This window comes from Brevibacillus sp. HB1.2 (assembly GCF_013332495.1).
GTDB classification, from domain to species: domain Bacteria; phylum Bacillota; class Bacilli; order Brevibacillales; family Brevibacillaceae; genus Brevibacillus; species Brevibacillus porteri.
In genome coordinates this window covers 67725-85579 of record NZ_JABMIU010000015.1, presented here as the reverse complement: position 1 = coordinate 85579, position 17855 = coordinate 67725, and the positions used below count along the sequence as shown (strand labels likewise).

Annotated in this window: 9 protein-coding genes; 1 reads left to right on the top strand and 8 read right to left on the bottom strand. The window is 51.4% G+C overall.

Going from position 1 to position 17855, the window contains the following annotated elements; genetic code table 11:
- Positions 1-295: 295 nt before the first annotated feature.
- The 8 genes from HPY28_RS25300 to HPY28_RS25265 form a co-directional block, all read right to left on the bottom strand.
- Complete coding sequence (locus tag HPY28_RS25300; RefSeq protein WP_174231667.1) at positions 296-1198, bottom strand: Ig-like domain-containing domain; 903 nt, start codon at positions 1196-1198, stop codon at positions 296-298.
- Positions 1199-1440: 242 nt separating this feature from the next.
- Positions 1441-1959, bottom strand: a complete 519-nt coding sequence (locus HPY28_RS25295) for a ribonuclease FAU-1 family protein (RefSeq protein WP_017251546.1) — start codon at positions 1957-1959, stop codon at positions 1441-1443.
- A 118-nt stretch (positions 1960-2077) separates the two neighbouring features.
- Entirely contained in the window at positions 2078-3499 is a 1422-nt protein-coding gene (gene bcaP / locus HPY28_RS25290) for a branched-chain amino acid transporter BcaP (protein WP_305820439.1), read from the bottom strand.
- A 116-nt stretch (positions 3500-3615) separates the two neighbouring features.
- On the bottom strand, positions 3616-4083 hold the full coding sequence (locus tag HPY28_RS25285; RefSeq protein ID WP_174231666.1) for a DinB family protein: 468 nt from the start codon (positions 4081-4083) through the stop codon (positions 3616-3618).
- Between the two features lie 427 nt (positions 4084-4510).
- Entirely contained in the window at positions 4511-8344 is a 3834-nt protein-coding gene (gene addA / locus HPY28_RS25280; RefSeq protein ID WP_174231665.1) for a helicase-exonuclease AddAB subunit AddA, read from the bottom strand.
- Positions 8313-11810, bottom strand: coding sequence for a helicase-exonuclease AddAB subunit AddB (gene addB / locus HPY28_RS25275; protein WP_174231664.1), 3498 nt, complete (start codon positions 11808-11810; stop codon positions 8313-8315). Before addB ends, addA begins: the two co-directional genes overlap by 32 nt.
- Before the next feature lie 15 nt (positions 11811-11825).
- Positions 11826-15476, bottom strand: coding sequence for an AAA family ATPase (locus HPY28_RS25270; RefSeq protein ID WP_174231663.1), 3651 nt, complete (start codon positions 15474-15476; stop codon positions 11826-11828).
- Positions 15473-16714 carry an exonuclease SbcCD subunit D gene (locus tag HPY28_RS25265; protein ID WP_017251552.1) on the bottom strand — a complete coding sequence of 414 codons (1242 nt, stop codon included), beginning with the start codon at positions 16712-16714 and terminating at the stop codon, positions 15473-15475. Before HPY28_RS25265 ends, HPY28_RS25270 begins: the two co-directional genes overlap by 4 nt.
- Positions 16715-16886: 172 nt before the next feature.
- Between HPY28_RS25265 and HPY28_RS25260 the strand changes: the two genes are divergently transcribed.
- Positions 16887-17636, top strand: a complete 750-nt coding sequence (locus HPY28_RS25260; RefSeq protein ID WP_174231662.1) for a hypothetical protein — start codon at positions 16887-16889, stop codon at positions 17634-17636.
- The last annotated feature ends 219 nt before the right edge of the window (positions 17637-17855 follow it).

Below are 17855 nucleotides of genomic sequence, written 5' to 3'. Positions count from 1 at the left end.
TTGTCTGCGGCAGTCAAGGACTTAATTTTCTCGTCCTAGGCTGCCGCTGTCTCATGGATGCGAGACAACTTTTTCATAAACGCAAGCGCACCAATCGGCAATTCAAGCAACCCTGTAACGATTGTAAACAAAAAAGCCGTAGGAGGGGAAATCCAATGCAGGAATGAATGAAAAAAGGGCCGTCTCTGGAATAGGGACAACCCTTCTATCTTTACATTTCACCCTATACACTTGTCTCCCTTTCCTGTAGCAGTCGCAACAGAGGTGTCAAAGGAAGATGCTTCACTGATTTCTTCTACTCAACCTCTGTTGAGAGGTCACCTAATTCTAGATCATCCCCTCCATCAGATGGGGTGCCTGTTGAGAACACGGAAAAATATTTATAGCTTTCATTCCCTGATGTATCCTTTACTGCTCCTTGGGCTACCCCTAAGAAGTACTCTGCATTATTTTTTAAAGGTGCATTCGGTTGGATCGTTACCGTGTCATTTTTGACGATAAAAGTTGCAGGAACCTCCGCAGCATTATCATCCATTAATAGGAATTCGTTTGTGCCACTTTTCACTTTGCGATCATACTTCATTTTAATCACCGCATTTACATCCACTTTTGTTTCCTCTTCATACGGCTTTACATCGATTACGATAGGCGCTTGGTTGTTGCTGGTCACAAACTGAAATGAATACTTATCGATCGATTTAGTAGAATCAGTGGTGCTTACAATTGCTCCTTTGTCGATCTCGATCGCATATTTCGTATTTGATTTCAAAGTCTTGTCAGGACGAATATAGAGTGTGTTATTTTTAATCTCCAATTTTCCGCTGACTGGTGATTTTCCTTCAACCTTATAGAGAGATACTACTGTTGACGGATCATTGTCAAAAGCAATTGGCACCGAGAATGTAAGCGCAGGTTGAATGTTTGTAGGAACATCTGTCTGCGCAATAATAGGATTAGAAACGGATACGAACACATCCCCAGGTTTTGGATAACTGATTAGGTTGTCGGAAATATACGTGCTATCGAGCTGGTATTCACTTTCGAATTTCGCGACAATTTCCTCTAGCTGCTCATCATCAAGGAACTGATTCGGTACACCAAGCTCTTCTTGCTCCGATTTTGCTGATACGTTGTTGCTGTTAAGCGTTAGACTGAACATGAGTGTTACTGCGAGTAAGGCTTGAAATAAACTCTTCATGCTTCTCCTCCAAAATGGTTTGTTTGTTCATAAAAATCGTATTTCATTTTTAAGGCGTAACATACAGTTTTTTACACGAAATAAAAATACGGTTATTTTGGACTAGGATCTCTTTCATCCATCGTGACCTTCCTAAATTAGAAAACTCGGAGCAAGCTCCCGGCCTCCGTCTCCACTCCAAAAAGCGGTACGTCGACCAAAAAAAGAACGAAAGCAACAACCGCCTTCGTTCTTCCATACGTTTATGCAAAAAAATTCGGAAAGTCAAAGTCATCCCGTTTGCCCGCCAAAATATTTCGTAATAACAGATCAGCGGTCTCGGAGGCAAACTGGTGATCCTCGCTCGTGATAACGCCTTTTTTCAATGCCTCATCGAGCTCATCCTGATCAAGCAGGTATACTTCTCCTGTCGGCAGTACCACGATGTCGAGGTACAAATCGTCATACCAGATATGCCCGTTCTCATCCTTGCCATGTCCCCGGCAAATATCGATATACCATTGCACCGTATTCCCTAACTCATCCATCATTTTCGTAACGGCATAAGCTTGACCATGGGGAAAATACTGCAAGTACACATATCCTCGATCGCCCACACACAGAGTTTTATCCCCGACAGGCATGTAAGCAGGCTCACTCACTTCGTCCAGAGTCAGACGGACAGTGTACCCAGAGAAAGATAAAGCTTCTACCCACTTTTGCTGGTAGCCCAATCGCTTCACGCGTCTCCAACCAGGTCGATCTGCTCGTTTTCGCTTCATAGCCTGCTCTCCCTCGTCGTTTTGGTTGCTTTTACTCTAACATGAATGGGATCGCTTTGTCAGATAGCAAACAAAGACATGCTCACGTAGAACATGCCTAAACGGATGAACCTGCCACTTATGTTTGGGAGGAGTCGTCTTTTGCTGCCAATCGACTGTGTTTGCGCCCATAAAGGAAATAGACGATCGCTCCGACCGACAGCCAACCGAGAAAACCGATCTTGGTCAGCGTAGGCAGATTGAAAACGAGATATCCGCAAAAGAGAACCGCGAGCAAGGGAACAAGCGGAACAAATGGGACGCGAAAAGCCCGCGGTAATTGCGGATGAGTACGGCGCAGTACAACTAGTCCAATCGAGACCAAAATAAAAGCAAACAGCGTTCCGATGTTAGTGAGCTGGGCCAAGCTCGAGAGGGGCAATAATCCACCGAAGGTTGCAACTAATACTGCCACGACGAGCGTGCTCTTTTGTGGTACCTGTGTGCGGGGATGTACGTGCGAAAAGAGCTCAGGGAGCAAGCCATCTCGACTCATCGCAAAAAACATCCGGGCTTGTCCATACATCATGACTAACAAAACGGTCGTGATCCCGACGATAGCACCCAACGAAATGAAGCCGGCTACCCAGTCCTGATTGACATAACTGAGCGCAAACGCTACCGGATTTTTGACATTCAACAATTTGTACGGAACAATCCCTGTCAATGTCAGCGAGACAGCAATGTACAAAATCGTGCACACGAGTAAGGACGAGATGATCCCGATTGGCATGTCGCGCTGGGGATTGCGCACTTCTTCGGCCGCACTGGACACCGCATCAAACCCGATAAAAGCAAAGAACACCGTTGCGGCACCAGTCGCTACTCCCGCAAAACCAAACGGCATAAATGGACTCCAGTTTTCCGGCTTGACATACATGACCCCAACGACGAGGAACAGGACAACTACCGTTATTTTTATTAACACCATAATAGTATTCAAGCTCGCTGACTCTCTCGTTCCCTTCATCAACAAAGCTGTAATGATGACAATGATGAGGACCGCAGGTAGATCCATGATCGTTCCTTTCGATGCATCAAATGCACTCGTGAGCGCATGTGGCAGGTGGATGTTAAACCCGGCTAGCAATCCCTGTGCATACCCCGACCATCCGCTTGCCACCGCAGCACAAGCCACTCCGTATTCGAGAATCAAGTCCCAGCCAATCATCCAGGCGACAAACTCGCCAAATGCCGCATAACTGTATGTATATGCGCTTCCCGACACTGGAACAGTCGAAGCAAATTCCGCATAGCAGAGTGCGGCAAACACACAGGCAAGTGCCGCAATAACAAAAGACAAAACAAGTGCTGGCCCAGCGTGCAAGGCAGCGGCAACTCCCGTTAACACAAAAATCCCTGTTCCCATGATCGCGCCGATGCCCAGCATCGTCAGGTCAAAAGCACCTAATGACTTTTTGAGAGAGCTTTCGTTTTTATCCACCTGCTCCAGCATTTGTGCAACTGACTTTTTCCTCAGCAATTGATTTTTCCATGACATCATGTGCGACCTCCCAAGCGGGTCATTCACTTCCAACCGTGATTGAAAACAGTTGGAGTATGATCCGTTTGGAGGAAAATTATGCACATGTGCAGTTTGGGCGGATTTTGTCAGGGCTACCTACTTGCTAATCCGCGCCCAATGACATTGGCGGAAACTGGTGTAATCCCAAGCTCTCTCGCCCAAATGGACAACTGTCCCATGTGATGAATCTCGTGGGCGATGACATGGCGAAGCAGCTCCCCCTTCGTGTACACTTCATCATCCCAGGCGACCTTTACCGATTCGTTCTCCATCTCGTCTGACCAATTCTCGATGAAATCACGCAATTCTATGCGCCATGCATCTGATAGTTCTTTTACCTTTTCCAGAGACTTGTAATCTTCATACGATACCTGAATATCCGGCTTCCCATGTACACCTCGAAGCCAGCTATACTCCACATCTGTAATGTGAAACAGCGTGTACAAAATCGTGGCAGCCCCACCTGTACGCTCGCGGAGCAATTCATCTGACGACAGCTGCTTGCACCATTCCATCCACTCGTCCCGTACCTGCCAGTTATACTGGAAAAACATTTTCATTGGATTCGCTCCTTGTTTGATCATTTTGTAGATTAGGAAAATTTTAACTAATTATAGCACGTACGTTCGTGTTTTGTGAAATCCTGTGTGCTTGTCTTCTAACGGTAGTGGTCGGGTGAAGCCCTGCCACATGTTTTCCAGTCGCCTGTATCCTCTCTTCGTTCGGGCGGTCTCCTTCCAAACATGTGACAGTGCTTTCGTATAGCTTTGATCTCTTCTGGCTGTTAGATCATAATGGTGGCCGTTCAAAGAAGCCTCCTCGAAACTTCTACGTTTGAAGCGCTCCCGCCATTTATTCCGGAGCGGACAGTCATTCCCGCTTGTGGGGCGTAGGCCGAAGCGTAGACTGGAAATGCGCTTCTTCCTCCACTACAGTAGCAGTAACTAACAAAAAGACCGCCAGAGCTAACCCTGACGGTCCAACATACTAATCCATGCTTTCATCCGAAAACGAAAGAGAGAATCCACCTGAGAGTAAATAAAGAAAACTAGACACGTTCCCTTTTGGCTTGATGATCTGCTTGATCGCCCGAACGTATAGCCTGATCTGGCCTTCGTATCTTCTTTTCATCTCTTCGATGGCTACGGCAGTCGCCTCTTTTGCCATCCAATCTGTCTTGAAATCGATCAGGACGAGGCTTCCATCCTGTTCCTCCAACAGGCAATCAATGACCCCTTGAACGACAACCTGCTCGTTGCTCTCTTCACCCAACTCCGCTTCTACTTCATAAGCAGGAAGCACGAGGGTAAATGGTAATTCACGATGCACGACCGCCGCCGACTTCATTCGCTGCCCCAAAGGATCAGCGAAGAATCGGGCGATCTGGGGAACATCTACTGCTTGTACCTGCTCGTCAGTCAAAAAGCGACGTGCCGCGAGTGCCATCACCTGCTCCCGAATATCCGCTTCATCCAGCGGACGCTTCAAATCGAGATGCTGGAACACTAAGTGCGTGATTGTCCCTTTTTCTGCTGCTGTCAGTCGATTGGATTTTTGCTCAGACAAAAACTTTGGCTTTTCCGTAATCGACGGCAGTGTGAGTGGCTGTCCGCCTTTGCTGACTTTGGCATGTCGCTTGAGTTCGCTGACACTCCATTTCGCAGCGACGCGTGGCGCAATAGGATGCGGGTCCTGCCAACCTAATCTCGTGTCTACAATCTCTCGCAACGTGTGATCAGACGGCCGTTCCTCAATCGCCTCTCGTCTGGTCATACGCTCCCACAGAGACGCATCGTCGTTGATTGACTCTCCTTGAGCACGGAGCTCATCTGCCTGATAGAAATGAAACGACCAAACCGAATCATCTTGCACACTTCTGACTCTCACGACATCTCCTGAGCCTTGTTGCTCTGGATATGCCCGCAGCAATCCTGCGCCAGGATGTCGAAGCATCGCACGCCCTACCCAATCCAGGTAACCTTTTGCCTGTATCAAATCTTCGTCACTGAGCCGCTCGCTATCATCCTGTCTGCCCCAGTCCGTCACACTTTTTGCGAGATCCCTCGATGAACCGACAAGAATGAGCTTCTCGCGTGCACGCGTCAAAGCCACATAAAGCACACGCATTTCTTCTGCCAGCATATCCCAACGCAGCTTTTGCCGGATGCCTAGCGCAGCCAGACTCGGATAGCGCAGCTGCATGGAGGGCTCGATTGCCATTGGGCCAAAGCCCAGATCTTTATGCAGCAAAAACTGGCTTTTCAAATCCATCGTATTAAACTGCTTACCCATGCCCGCCACAAATACAACTGGGAACTCCAGCCCCTTACTTTTATGGATCGTCATGATTCGTACGACATCCTCGTTTTCTCCGATGGTTCTTGCTTCGCCCATATCATTGCCCGCCTCTTGCAGACGGTCGACAAAGCGCAAAAAGCGGAACAAACCTCGATAGGAGCCAGCTTCGTATTGTCTCGCACGATCATAGAGCGCACGCAAGTTGGCCTGTCGCTGCTGACCGTTTTCCAGAGCCGCCACATAATCGAGATAGCCCGTCTCCCGGTATAGCATCGTCAGCAGTTCCGATAAAGCACCTCTGCGAGCCTCTGTCCGCCATAGATCCAATCGGCCAAAAAACTGTCGCAGCCTTTTCTCCCACGACTCTTGGGCCGGGCGTTCCTCTGCATATTGGAGTACAGCTTGGTGAAACGGCCCTGTCGCGTAGTGAATGCGGATTTGAGCAAGTTGCTCCTCCCGCAAGCCGACGATAGGAGACCGCAATACAGCTGCCAATGGAATGTCTTGGAGCGGGTTGTCAATGACACGCAGCAAAGAGAGCATCGTTTCTACCTCCGTCGCCGCGAAATAACCCGCAGTCTGCTCCGCATACACGGGAATTCCTGCCGCGTGCAGCTCCTCTTGCATTGTCTGCCCCCAACCTGAGGTCGCACGAAGCAAAATAACGATATCGTGATAGGCCAGCGGACGCATTCCCCCAGTCTTTTTATCGAAAACGAGCAGTGGCTCTTCTCCCTCGCCTGGCTCCATCCAACGTCGAATGCGGCTGGCAATCAGTCGCGCTTCCAGCTGTGCTACACTCGCTTCCTCTGCGGACTCTCCTGCTGTCTCGGGAATACCTGCTTCGCCCTCATCTGTCGACTCGGCAACTACCACCTGACCTTCTTCTGCTATCGCTGTATTCCGGTCGATCAGATGCATCTCTGCCTGCAAACGGTTCGGCTGTGCTTCAGGATAAGACGCACGGTTGATCAACTCCGCCGAAGGATCATAACCAATCTCACCTACCCCGTGAGACATGATCTGACGAAACAAAAAGTTAACGGCATCTACGACTTCTCTTCTACTGCGGAAGTTTGCCGCCAGATCAATACGCCGTCCGATGCACACTTCGTCAGCGTCCCTATCTTTTTGATAGGTCACATATTTTTCGAGAAACAGCTTCGGCTCTGCCAAGCGGAACCGATAAATACTCTGCTTCACATCACCTACCATGAAGCGATTCGCTGGCTGACCATCCGCTCCGTCTCGGGAAACCATTTGCAAGATGGTCTCCTGCACGAGGTTGATATCCTGATATTCGTCTACCAGCACTTCAGCGAACTGTTCACGCAATTGGGTCGAGATAGACGATGGAACAGTCTCCCCAGACTCATTCGTTTCGGTTAAAACGCGCAGTGCAAGATGCTCCAAGTCGCCAAAGTCGACTAAGCCACGCGAGCGCTTCTCCAATTGAAATGCGTCCGAAAATGCTGTCACCAGTCTTGCCAATGTCTGCATGTGAGGAGCAATCCGCTGCAAATCCGCAACGTACTGCTCGGCTGTCGTAGAAAAGTACTGCTCGATTTGCTCTGCCAGTTCCTTTTTCACGCTGTTTCGCAGGTCTTGCACCTGTTCCTTCACGAGCGGATCTGTACCTTTCACTGGAGGCAGCTTGGCAAATACAACTCCTCGGACAGCTCCGACAGTCGCTTCCCAGCCATCTATGCAAGCCGCTCCAGCACGCTCTAGGGCAGCTGCTTCCGCCTCAAGCAAAGGCAAATAGCCAGCAGGCCCTTCCGGTGAGCCTGCCAATAGAACTGCCCTGCGCATCTTAGCCGTCATTCCACCGAGTGCCAGCTCCACAGAACGCAGCACGCTTCTGGTCCACTCCAGTCCGTCCAGAGCGTTTTTATCGTGAACCGCAAACATTCCAGCTGCTTCCCCGAGCCATTGTTCTGGTGCCGGATGACTGCGTGAAAACTCATACAGCCTGAGCAGTAAAATGGTGAGAGCATGATCGTCCTGACCGTCCAGCATCACATCAGCTAATGCATGAAAATCCACGTCATTCTCATACCAGCTCTCCAGCTGTTCCTCCAAGACATCCTGCCGCAAAAGCTCGCCTTCCATCTGATCGGCAATGCGAAAATCAGGATCGAGTTCAATCAGATAGTAATACTGGCGCAAAATCCCCAAGCAAAACGAGTGAAGCGTCGTAATCGTCGCCCGCTGAAGCAGCGCCAGTTGTCGACGCAGATGAGAAGAGTGCGGGTCATCTTTCAATGCTTTTCGCAATGCATCGCCAATCCGGTGACGCATCTCAGCCGCTGCCGCATTGGTAAAGGTCACCACCAACAGCTGATCGACTCCAACCGGGTCCTTCTCGTCCATGATCCGTCGGATAATCCGCTCAACCAGAACAGAGGTTTTCCCTGAGCCTGCTGCCGCTGCCACCAGGAGATTATTCCCGCGCTGGATAATCGCTTGCCATTGCTCGTCCGTCCATTGTTCAGGCTTGGCCTGCAATTGTTGATCCGCCATCGGTCATTCCTCCTTCTCCTGCCATCTGCTGTTCTGCCAGCATGCTCCATATTTGCTTGTTGTTCCACTTGGCAAGCTGGCGGTGCTCATTCCCGCCTGCATCTCCATCGAACTTACATACAGGCTTGTACGAACAGTAATCGCAAGCAGTCATCGTCCCATTTGTGTACGGTTCGATCTGGATTTCCCCGTTGGTCATGCGCGTACTGATTTGCTTCACGGTATCGCGAACATAGGAGGTCAAGGCTTGGAATTGCTCGGCTGTTGCCACAGATGATCGCGACGAAAGCGTTCCGTCCTTTTTGATTTCAAATGGCACCAGCTCTGACGCCCCTTGCTCTACATAGCCATCCATCATTCGTGCCAGCTCTGGGTCTGCGAGCATCAAGCCTTTCATGCGCAAGCGCTTTGCCCGCTCCTTTGCCGCTTCGTCAGCCGTTAGCAAGCGTTTTGCCGTCACAAAAGGATCGGCTACCTGATAGTAGAAAACGCCTCCCATTTCGGCTTTTTTCCCCAGCCATTCCTCCGCATTTGCCACGACGACATCCAGATAGACGAGCAGTTGCAAGTTCAGACCATTCCACACGTCGGAGAGAGACAGCTGCTTGGGACTGGACTTGTAGTCAATCACGCGCAAATACGGGACCTCACTATCCAGTGATTGGTCAACGCGGTCAATTCGTCCGATTAACTGAAGCTCCACGCCATTTTCAAGTGTTAAAGCCAATCCCGGTAAATCTGAACTTGGCCCAAACGAAACCTCCAGTCCTACTGGTGCAAAACGGCTGCGCTTCGCATGCTCCCCGAGTACGTAAATCGCGCGGCCAACTGCTCGCTTCAGCTTGCCGGACAAATAACGATACCGGGCTGTCCGCGTCAAAATGCTGCTGCGAGTCGCAGGAACCAGTTCTTCTACAACCACATTTGCAAGCTGCATGCTATTGTCTTCCGTCAGCTTGCTCCACTCCAGATTGTCTTCGTTCATTTTTTCAACGGCTCGCTTGAGTGATGCGTGGAACAGCTCTCCCACATCGAAACGCTCCAGCTTGTACATCGTTCTCTCTGCCAATCTGAGACCGTGGGAAGAGAAATGCGAGAACGGACATGACTGGAACCGCTCCAGACGAGACACGCTCATTTTTAGTTGTTTGCCGTACAAGGTCGTGCTCGTTTCTAAATCCAGCTCCTGCGGTCGATTGAAGTAACGCAAGCCGGACAACAGCCACTGCTCCCGTTTGACATCGGAAGAGGTACGAATATACCAATCGTATACCTCCCACCAGAAATCTGGCAGCTCTCCTGTTTTCTTCATAGATCGCAATAGCGTCAACAGGTGGCGGAACACACGTCTCGGATGACCGAGCAAGAATGCATCGGTCTCGTGCTGCCCCGTCGGTTCGTTATAAAACACCTGATGCGGGATATCTGGCAGCACTTCCCGGATGCGTGTAAACACGGAGGAGGGCAGCAGTGCCTTGCCCTCTTCATCTGCCAACGCACAGCTCAGGATTAGTCTCTCCGATGGTCTCGTCATCGCTTGGTACAGCAGGTAAGGCTCAGCCATCAGCCGTTGCTTTGCACTCGGTGCCAGCGACATGCCCATTTCAGCCAGTCGCTCACGTTCCGCCTCATCCAGAATTCCTTCTTCTTTTGGACGCAACGGAATAATGCCCTCGTTAACGCCAAGCAAAAACAGAGCTTTGACATCCGGTTGACGGGAGCGCTCCATGGCCCCGATCAGCACCTGATCCAGCGCCGGGGGAACGAGTCCCAATTCAATCGTCTCCAGACCGCTGTCGAGCACACGAGCAAATGTCGCCAGATCCATGCTCTCGTCGCCCATGACCTCCACGACCTGATCCATCAGCTCGATCAATCCCGTCCATACTTGCCCGTGCACCTGTGCTGCATCGAGATCACCGTCATTTTCTGCCTTCCTCTGCCAATTCTCTAGCTTGTTAGGCACATCCAGCGCGATCAGAAGATTGTACAGAGCAAGAGTCATTTCCTGTACGTTATTGCCCGTTGCTTGCTTCATCTCTTTTTCAAAGAACAGGAGCGGCGCTGCGTATTTGCGTCTCAATTCATCGATTTTCGCGTCTTCCTCAGCACCAGCTTGCCCGCGGAAATGCCAAGCAGATTCTTCTGCCCATTGATAGCCAAAGACACCATGAGCCAGCACGTAGTTTTCCAGTCGGTCGATTTCCTTCCGGGCTGTATGCTCATCGGTGATATCCAACAGGAGCAGGTCTGTTTTCAAGCAGCGGAAAACAGCGTCGTAGCGCCATTTTGTGACAATGACCTCCAATGCCGAGCGCACCAGCTCGACCAAGGGATGGTGCATGACAGAGCGCTTCTGGTCCAAGAAGTGCGGGATGCCGTATTCGGTAAATACAGCCGAAATCTCGTCAGCGTACGTACCAATTTCCCGAAGCAAAATCGCCATGTCCTTCCAGCGATACCCCTCTTCTCTCGACAGAGTCAGGAGCTTCAGCGCCACAGCCTCTACCTCTGCTCGCCTGTTCACTGCTGAGAGCATCGTCACTTCGTCCGAACGTCCGGGCTGATCCGGGATTGGCGGGTCTCCCCATTGGAAATACACTTGTTCGACCTGACGCAGCCATGGACTGCTCTTGAATCGCTGTGCCTCGGTCAATAAAAGCGGCTTGGCGATTGAGACACCCGATTCACGCGCCATCAGTGTCAAGGCTTGGTATGTTCGCAGTGTAGGGTGGAACAGCCCCAGTTCATCCACAGAGGCGTCCCGTTCATTCGGGTCAAGCGTCAGCGCAATCGTCACCTGCTTGGCGTGCTGCATCAACTGTTCGATCAAGCGCAGCTCTTGATTCGTAAATCCGGTAAAGCCATCGATAAATATTTCAGCCTGCTTGATGTACATGGAATCACGTACCATTGTGGCCACTCGGTTCAGGATGTCATCCGCATCACAATACCCCTCCGACAAGTAAGCCTCGTACGCATTCATAATCAAGCGAAGGTCATGTATTTTTTGATTGAGATTGGCTCCTCCCCACTCCAGATTCTCGGAATCGGTGAAGGATACCCCATACGATTTGCACTCGCTAATCAAGCGACCGAGCTGAGAAGCAAACCCAGGCTGTGTCGCCGAGCGCCCGAATACGTTCAGCTCTTCCTTGTGCCTCTCCAAAAGCATGCGCAAAACCATATGCTTGCCCAGATCGTCAACAGGCACGGTAGTCAGGTCGCCCAGCTCCTGCATGAGCCTGTGAGCCAATCGACCGAAGCTGAGCACTTGTGTCCCCATCACACCGCCTAGCTCTGGCAGTGTGGCGAGCGCATACTCTTCCTGAAAGCTGGCCTGTTCCGGTACGAGCAGAATCATAGGCGAACCCAACGGCTTTTCCCGTAGCCGGGCTTGCATCTGCCGATGAATCGATTCTGTCTTCCCCGTTCCTGCCCGTCCCAGTATAAATTGGACTGCCATGATTTTTCCCCTTCCCTACTCCATTTCCAGATGCAGCATGCTGCCTTTTCCCATCGGTTCTGCTGGTGTCACGACCAGACGACGCGGCATGCGCACACGTATTTCCGGGACGTGGCTAATGACCCCGATGGTAAAATCGTCCATGCGCAGTCGTTCAAGCGCATCCATAACGACTTCCAATAGCTCCGGATCGAGTGTCCCAAAGCCTTCGTCCAAGAAGAAAAACTCCAGGCGGCCGCCACGCATTTGAATCTCCATCGACAGGGCAAGAGCCAGCGACAAGGAAGTCAGGAATGTTTCCCCGCCAGACAATGTGCTTACTGGACGGCGCATTCCTCCAGCTCCTTCATCTCGCAAAACAAATTCGCCCTCGTCGCCGATTTCCAGCCCGTAACGATTGGCGGTCATCCGCTTCAGGTGATACGAAGCGTCTCTGGCGATTGATACCAGTTTTTCCTCCGCAATGAACTGGACAAACGCCTTGGCTTCAAACAACTTTTTCAACTCTTCCAAGCGGCTCTGCTCATCCTGCTGCTGTACCATCTCTTTATGAAGCTCTTGCCATTTGTCATGATTTTTTTCCATGCGATCCACGTGCTCTTTGGCGACAGCGACTTGCTTTTGCGCCTCCTGGAAGGCTTGCTCCCATTGCTCCCATGCCTCTTTTGCAGTGGTGAGCTCTTCTTGCGTAAACGAACGGCCTGCTACTGCTTGCTGTAGCCTTTCTTCCTCGTAACGAAGCTGCCCTGCGATTCGCGTGTAAGCCTCGACTTGTTCCTGTGCCTGTGGCAATTGCTCGCGCTCTGCGTACCGCTCCCGTACATACTCGACAGTGCCGAGACCTGTTTCTTGCAAGCCTTGGTACAATGTCTCGTGAGCTTCCGTACGTTGCCGTGTGAGGATGGCCAACGTCTCCGAATATTTGACCAGATTGTTTTGCACCGTTTCCCGCGCCTCGGCGGCCTCTTTGCGCTTTGTCTCTGCCAACGTGACTGCCTGACGCAAACCGAGGAGAGAATCCTCTACCCGCATCAGACACTCCTGCGCAGTAAGTCCTCCCGTGCGTTCCAGCCATTGGGCATGTTTTTGTTCCCACATGCGCTTTCTATCTTCAAGCTTTTCCTTCAGCGCCGCTTCCCGTGATTTGCCCTCTACCTTACGCGACTTGGCGGCTTCTACTTGCATCGTCAGCTTTCCGCGCAGCGTTTCTTTCTCGGATCGTACCTGCTGTAGTTCTGCTAAACGGCGATCTGATTTTCCGATTTCCTCGTACCGCTGTTCGATTTCCTCGATGGGAAGCTCATTGCGTTTCTTGTCGAGCTCTTCTCTTGCATGCTTTTCTTGCATGGATGCAGCGTCCAGGCGAGCTTTATTGTCATTGATTGCCTTCTGTGCCTGCTCGAGCAACAGCGTGCTCCGCTCCATCAAGCGTTTCTTTTCCGCTTCTTCCTCACGCAAGGCCTCCAGCTGCTGCTGCAATTGCTCACGCTCTGCTTTTAGTCGCTCTCTTTCCGCTTGCTTGGCGATCCGTTCTTTTTCCTCGCGCTGATAGACTCCGAGTAGCTCTTCAAAAGAATCCACGATCCAAGGCTGTCCGTACCCGCGACACTCTGCCTTGATCGCTTCCAAGCGCGCTTCCAGCTGTTCCTGTTCAGCCTTTACGCTTGCTAGGCGCTCATCAAAAGCAGCAAGCGCTCCCTTCGCTGCCAACCAAGCTTCCTTGGTCTTGCCTGCTTCTTGCTCAGCCGCACGCAAAGCCTCTTCTGACGCTTTGATTCGCGCACGCAGGGCATCACCCTCCGTCCCCACTTCAGACGCTTTTGTATGGTTCTGGTGCCCGTGTGGGTGGTGTTCGGAACCACATACCGGACACTCCTTGCCTTCCTCTAAACGTTCGCGCAAAAATCGCGCCATGTTTTCCTGCTGCCAGCGTTCCCATTCTTGGCGCAGCTCATCTCGTTGGACCAGTTGACTCTTCACAAGTGCTTCGCTTGCCTCTACTGCCCGAGTCAGCTCTTGATTGCGCTCATCCAACTGCTTACGCTCCTGGACGATGTGTTGCGACTTCTCCTGCCATGATGAGAAAGCCTGCAATACTTCCCGCCACTGGCGGCCTACCTGCTTCATGTCTACCAGTACATTTCTTGCTTTCTCCCATTCTGCTTCGCTCATCAAAGCCGAGTCGGTAGGTGCTGCAAGCTCTTCTCTTTTTTGTGCCAACCGATTCGCACACACTTCCCAGCTGCGCTTGTTCTCATCGGCCGTATGGGTTGCCGCCTGGATGTGCTCCTCTGCTGCGAGTTGTTCTTTTTCCAGCTCACGTACCTTGGCATAGTCCCGTTCCCACTGCTGCTTCGCTTCTCTGGCTGCCGCTATTTGTGCTCGCCATTCTGGAGAGATCGTGACCTGCTTCATCTGTTCTTGCAGATCCGCCCACGCTAGCTCCCAGTTTTTTAATTCGGCTTCATCCTTTTCCAACTGTTGTTCGATGTTGGTCAAGGCGACTGACACTTCATTCCACTCTCGCTCCAGACCTGTCCACTCTTCCCGGATCGCCTTTAGCTCCTCTTCCCACTCCTGTGCCTGTACCAGCCTGCCCTTTTGCTGAATCAGTAACGGCTCCTGTACAGCCAATTCGGCATGAACCTTCTGATACGCTTGCTCTACCTCATCTACGGCCAAACGAGCACTCTCCTGTTGTTCGCGGCTGCGTTCCAATGCCGTACCGGTCGCATGCCATTCCTGATCCAAACGCTCATATTGCTGGAGTAATGGCCACAATCGAATACTCGACTCCCATTCGCGAATCTTCGCGGTTAGGGATGCCATTTCCGCTTCATTTGCTTCCTGCTGCTGTAGTTGCGCCTGGACTTGCACTAGCTCCTGATGCCACTGGTTCAGCTGCTCCAGCTCCTTTAGCTTCCCGGCCAGCTCCTGTTTTTGCTGGGTGAATTCCTGCTCTTTTTGCGCAGCTTCCTCCCATGTATGTCTCGCCAGCTCCAAGGCTTCCGGACCTGCGTCACCCAGAGCTGCACTCGCCAGTTGCAAGCGATGCATCTGTTCCTTGACCTGCTCCAACGCGTGCCGTACGCGCTCGCTCAGCTTTTCCCCATAAATATGTAGGCGGAACATTCGTTGCAGCATTTCATTGCGCTCACTGCCCTTCAGCATCAAGAAACGGGAAAATTGCCCCTGTGGCAAAACGACCGCCCGGGTAAAGTCCTGCAAAGTGAGACCAATCAGCGCCTCAATCGCGGCAGTCGCGGACGTGGCTTTGGATTCCAATACGACATCCGGCTCTCCGGTCAAGGCTCCCGACTGAATCAGCCTTACTTCCGGTTGTCTCTTGTTCCCCTTTTTATCCAGGCCAAATTCCCGTTCCACCGTATATTGCTTGCGCTCATCGCCAGTCCCCAGCTCAAAGGTAAAGGACACAAATACGCGCTGCTCCAGCTGGTTCAGCACTTCTTTCGGATGGTTTCCCCCGCCCAACCGGACGACCTGCCCGTACAGCGCTAGCGTGATCGCGTCCAAGATTGTCGATTTCCCGCTTCCAGTCGGACCGAATATCCCAAACAGTCCCGCCTGACATAGCACTTCGAAATCGACCTCTTGCATTTCTCTGTAGCTGTGCATCCCTGCCAGCTTCAATCGTATCGGTCTCACTCTTCTTCCCCCTCTCCTCCGGTTTCTGCCAATAGACGCTGGAACAAGGCCACCAGCTGCTCATCCGGCTCTGCTCCCCGTCTCCGTTCATAGAAGCGTTTGAACAATTGATCGGACGTCAGCTCTGTCAGCTCGACCCGCTGCTCCTCTTCCTCCTCACGCTCTTCCCTCACGACAACACGTTGTATTTTCAAAAAATCATCCGAAAGCTTGCGGACACGCTGAAATTCTGCCGGGTCGATCACGCCAGATACATGCAGCTCCAAGTCAATCCACGCCCCTGCATCGCGTCCCTCTTCCAACCAGCGCTCGACTTGCTCAATTCCCTCCGTCGCCCTCCAACGTGCCAATGGCCGTGCGCTCGTCAAATAAATGATCTCCTCACGCACTTCTTGCCCTGGCTCCACCTCGACCAGTACGACTGCCTTGCTCTGACCTGCTTCGGAAAAGCTGTACGAAATCGGTGAACCGCTGTAACGCACCAACGGCTTGTCACTGAGCTTTTGCAGTCGATGGAGATGGCCGAGCGCCACATAATCAGCGTTCTTCGGAAAAGCCTGCGGTGATACAGTCAACGCTCCCCCAATTTGAATCGGTCGCTCCGAATCTGTTTCCTTACCGCCCATGACAAATAAGTGGCTCGTGACCAGATTGACCGTATCCTCACGAAAATGAACAGACAGATCAGCAAGCAATTGTGCAATGCGCTCGGAAAAAGCAAGCTGCATCTGCTCCTGGGTAAAGCTTTCGCTCAACAGCTCCTTTAATCGCGATTCAGAAGGATACGGCAAAGCCAAAATGACCGCATTCGCTGCGCAGCCAGGAATCTTCATTTCTAGCCAAGAAGGGCCTCCCTGCACAAGTTGCACGCGATCAGTCGATGCTTCCTGCGTCAGCAATGGCGCTTCCTTCGGCAACCCCAACAATACAATTCCGTGCTTTGTGGCAAGCGGCGCTGCTGCCCGCACCCGCTCAGGCTGGTCATGGTTCCCCGCGATCACGACAACACCTCGCCTGCCTTCCGAAGACAAGCGCTCTAATGCATCATAAAAAAGCTCTTCCGCCCAAGCAGGCGGATTGACCGAATCGTACACATCCCCAGCAATGAGCACCAAATCCACTTCCCGCTCATCAGCGATGTGACAGAGCTCGTCCACAAAAGCTGTTTGTTCTATCCGTCGGTCCCGCCCTTCCAGCTGCCGCCCGAAATGCCAGTCGGCTGTATGTAATATCCGCATGTCTACTATCACTCTCCACGATCATGTGTTTGCTTTTCATTGTAACAAAAGACAGCGCGGTTCGCGGTTGAAATTTACTCCACTTCCCCGTTACTTTTGCTCCTGACTGCTCGTCTTCCAACTGAAAAGGTCGCGATTGATCGATCTCATCCCGGAAAGGAGCTCGTTACCGTTGCGTAATTCCCGCCTGTTGCTCACCCTGACAGTAGGACTTGCCGTCTCCAGTCTCGTCCTCACTGCCCCCTCTTCCCTTGCCTCCAGAGAGCCTACCAAGACCCAAATAATGGATTGGATTAACAAGCAAGCCAAAAATCCAGTTGTTTCCGACAACTTTGATTTTCAACTCGTCAATCTCGATGATGACCCGGAACCAGAAATTGCCGCCAAGCATAACGGCAGCGTACATATCGGGAGTTTTTACGTTTTGGATCAAAAGCCTGATCGTACGTATGCCCTCATCGCGGAAGAGGAATGGAATCCACCGCGCCTGCAATTGGATCATTGGGACTATACACGTGAAGTAAATTACTCCGAGATTGATAAGAACACTGAAGTTGAACCGCGTCTACTCGCAGAAAAACGAGTATTTGAAACCGTCCAGCATACTGGCGGATCAGGCATATCGGTCTACCAGGCGAATCTGTGGTATTTGGACAAAGGTCGTTTGGTCAAAGCATGGGAAGGACTGCTGCGGGAAACGGTTTCCGTGCCGGGTGGTCAACTTTTCCGGACGGTCGGCAGTTATCAAATCGTACATGATGACGAAACAAAACCACTGCTCTACCACTGGCAAACGAAGCAGGAGCTAAACCCGGATACAGGTGAACTGCTGCCGGGCAAGCCTGAGACTGCTTTGCAAATTTATCGTTGGGAAAATGGTGTTTTTGTTCCTATGAATGTGGAAAAACCGTCTGGGCAATAGCCTGACGGTCTGTAATTCGATGTCCTCTATCGATTGTGGTGGGGGCGAAGCCCTGCCACATGTTCTCCAGTCGCCTTTTTCCTCTCTTCGTTCGGGCGGTCTCCTTCCGAACATGTGACAGGTCTTCCCAACAGCTGTGTATCTGATTCGATGCTTTTACATCATTGTGAAAGTATGACAAGGAGCTTCTTGAATTTACTCACAAGACGTTTAATAAAA

Coding starts and splice junctions, on each gene's coding strand:
- HPY28_RS25295 (WP_017251546.1), bottom strand. CDS start 1,959: ATGAAGCGAAAACGAGCAGATCGACCTGGTTGGAGACGCGTGAAGCGA.
- HPY28_RS25300 (WP_174231667.1), bottom strand. CDS start 1,198: ATGAAGAGTTTATTTCAAGCCTTACTCGCAGTAACACTCATGTTCAGT.
- HPY28_RS25265 (WP_017251552.1), bottom strand. CDS start 16,714: ATGCGGATATTACATACAGCCGACTGGCATTTCGGGCGGCAGCTGGAA.
- HPY28_RS25285 (WP_174231666.1), bottom strand. CDS start 4,083: ATGAAAATGTTTTTCCAGTATAACTGGCAGGTACGGGACGAGTGGATG.
- bcaP (WP_305820439.1), bottom strand. CDS start 3,499: ATGTCATGGAAAAATCAATTGCTGAGGAAAAAGTCAGTTGCACAAATG.
- addB (WP_174231664.1), bottom strand. CDS start 11,810: ATGGCAGTCCAATTTATACTGGGACGGGCAGGAACGGGGAAGACAGAA.
- addA (WP_174231665.1), bottom strand. CDS start 8,344: ATGGCGGATCAACAATTGCAGGCCAAGCCTGAACAATGGACGGACGAG.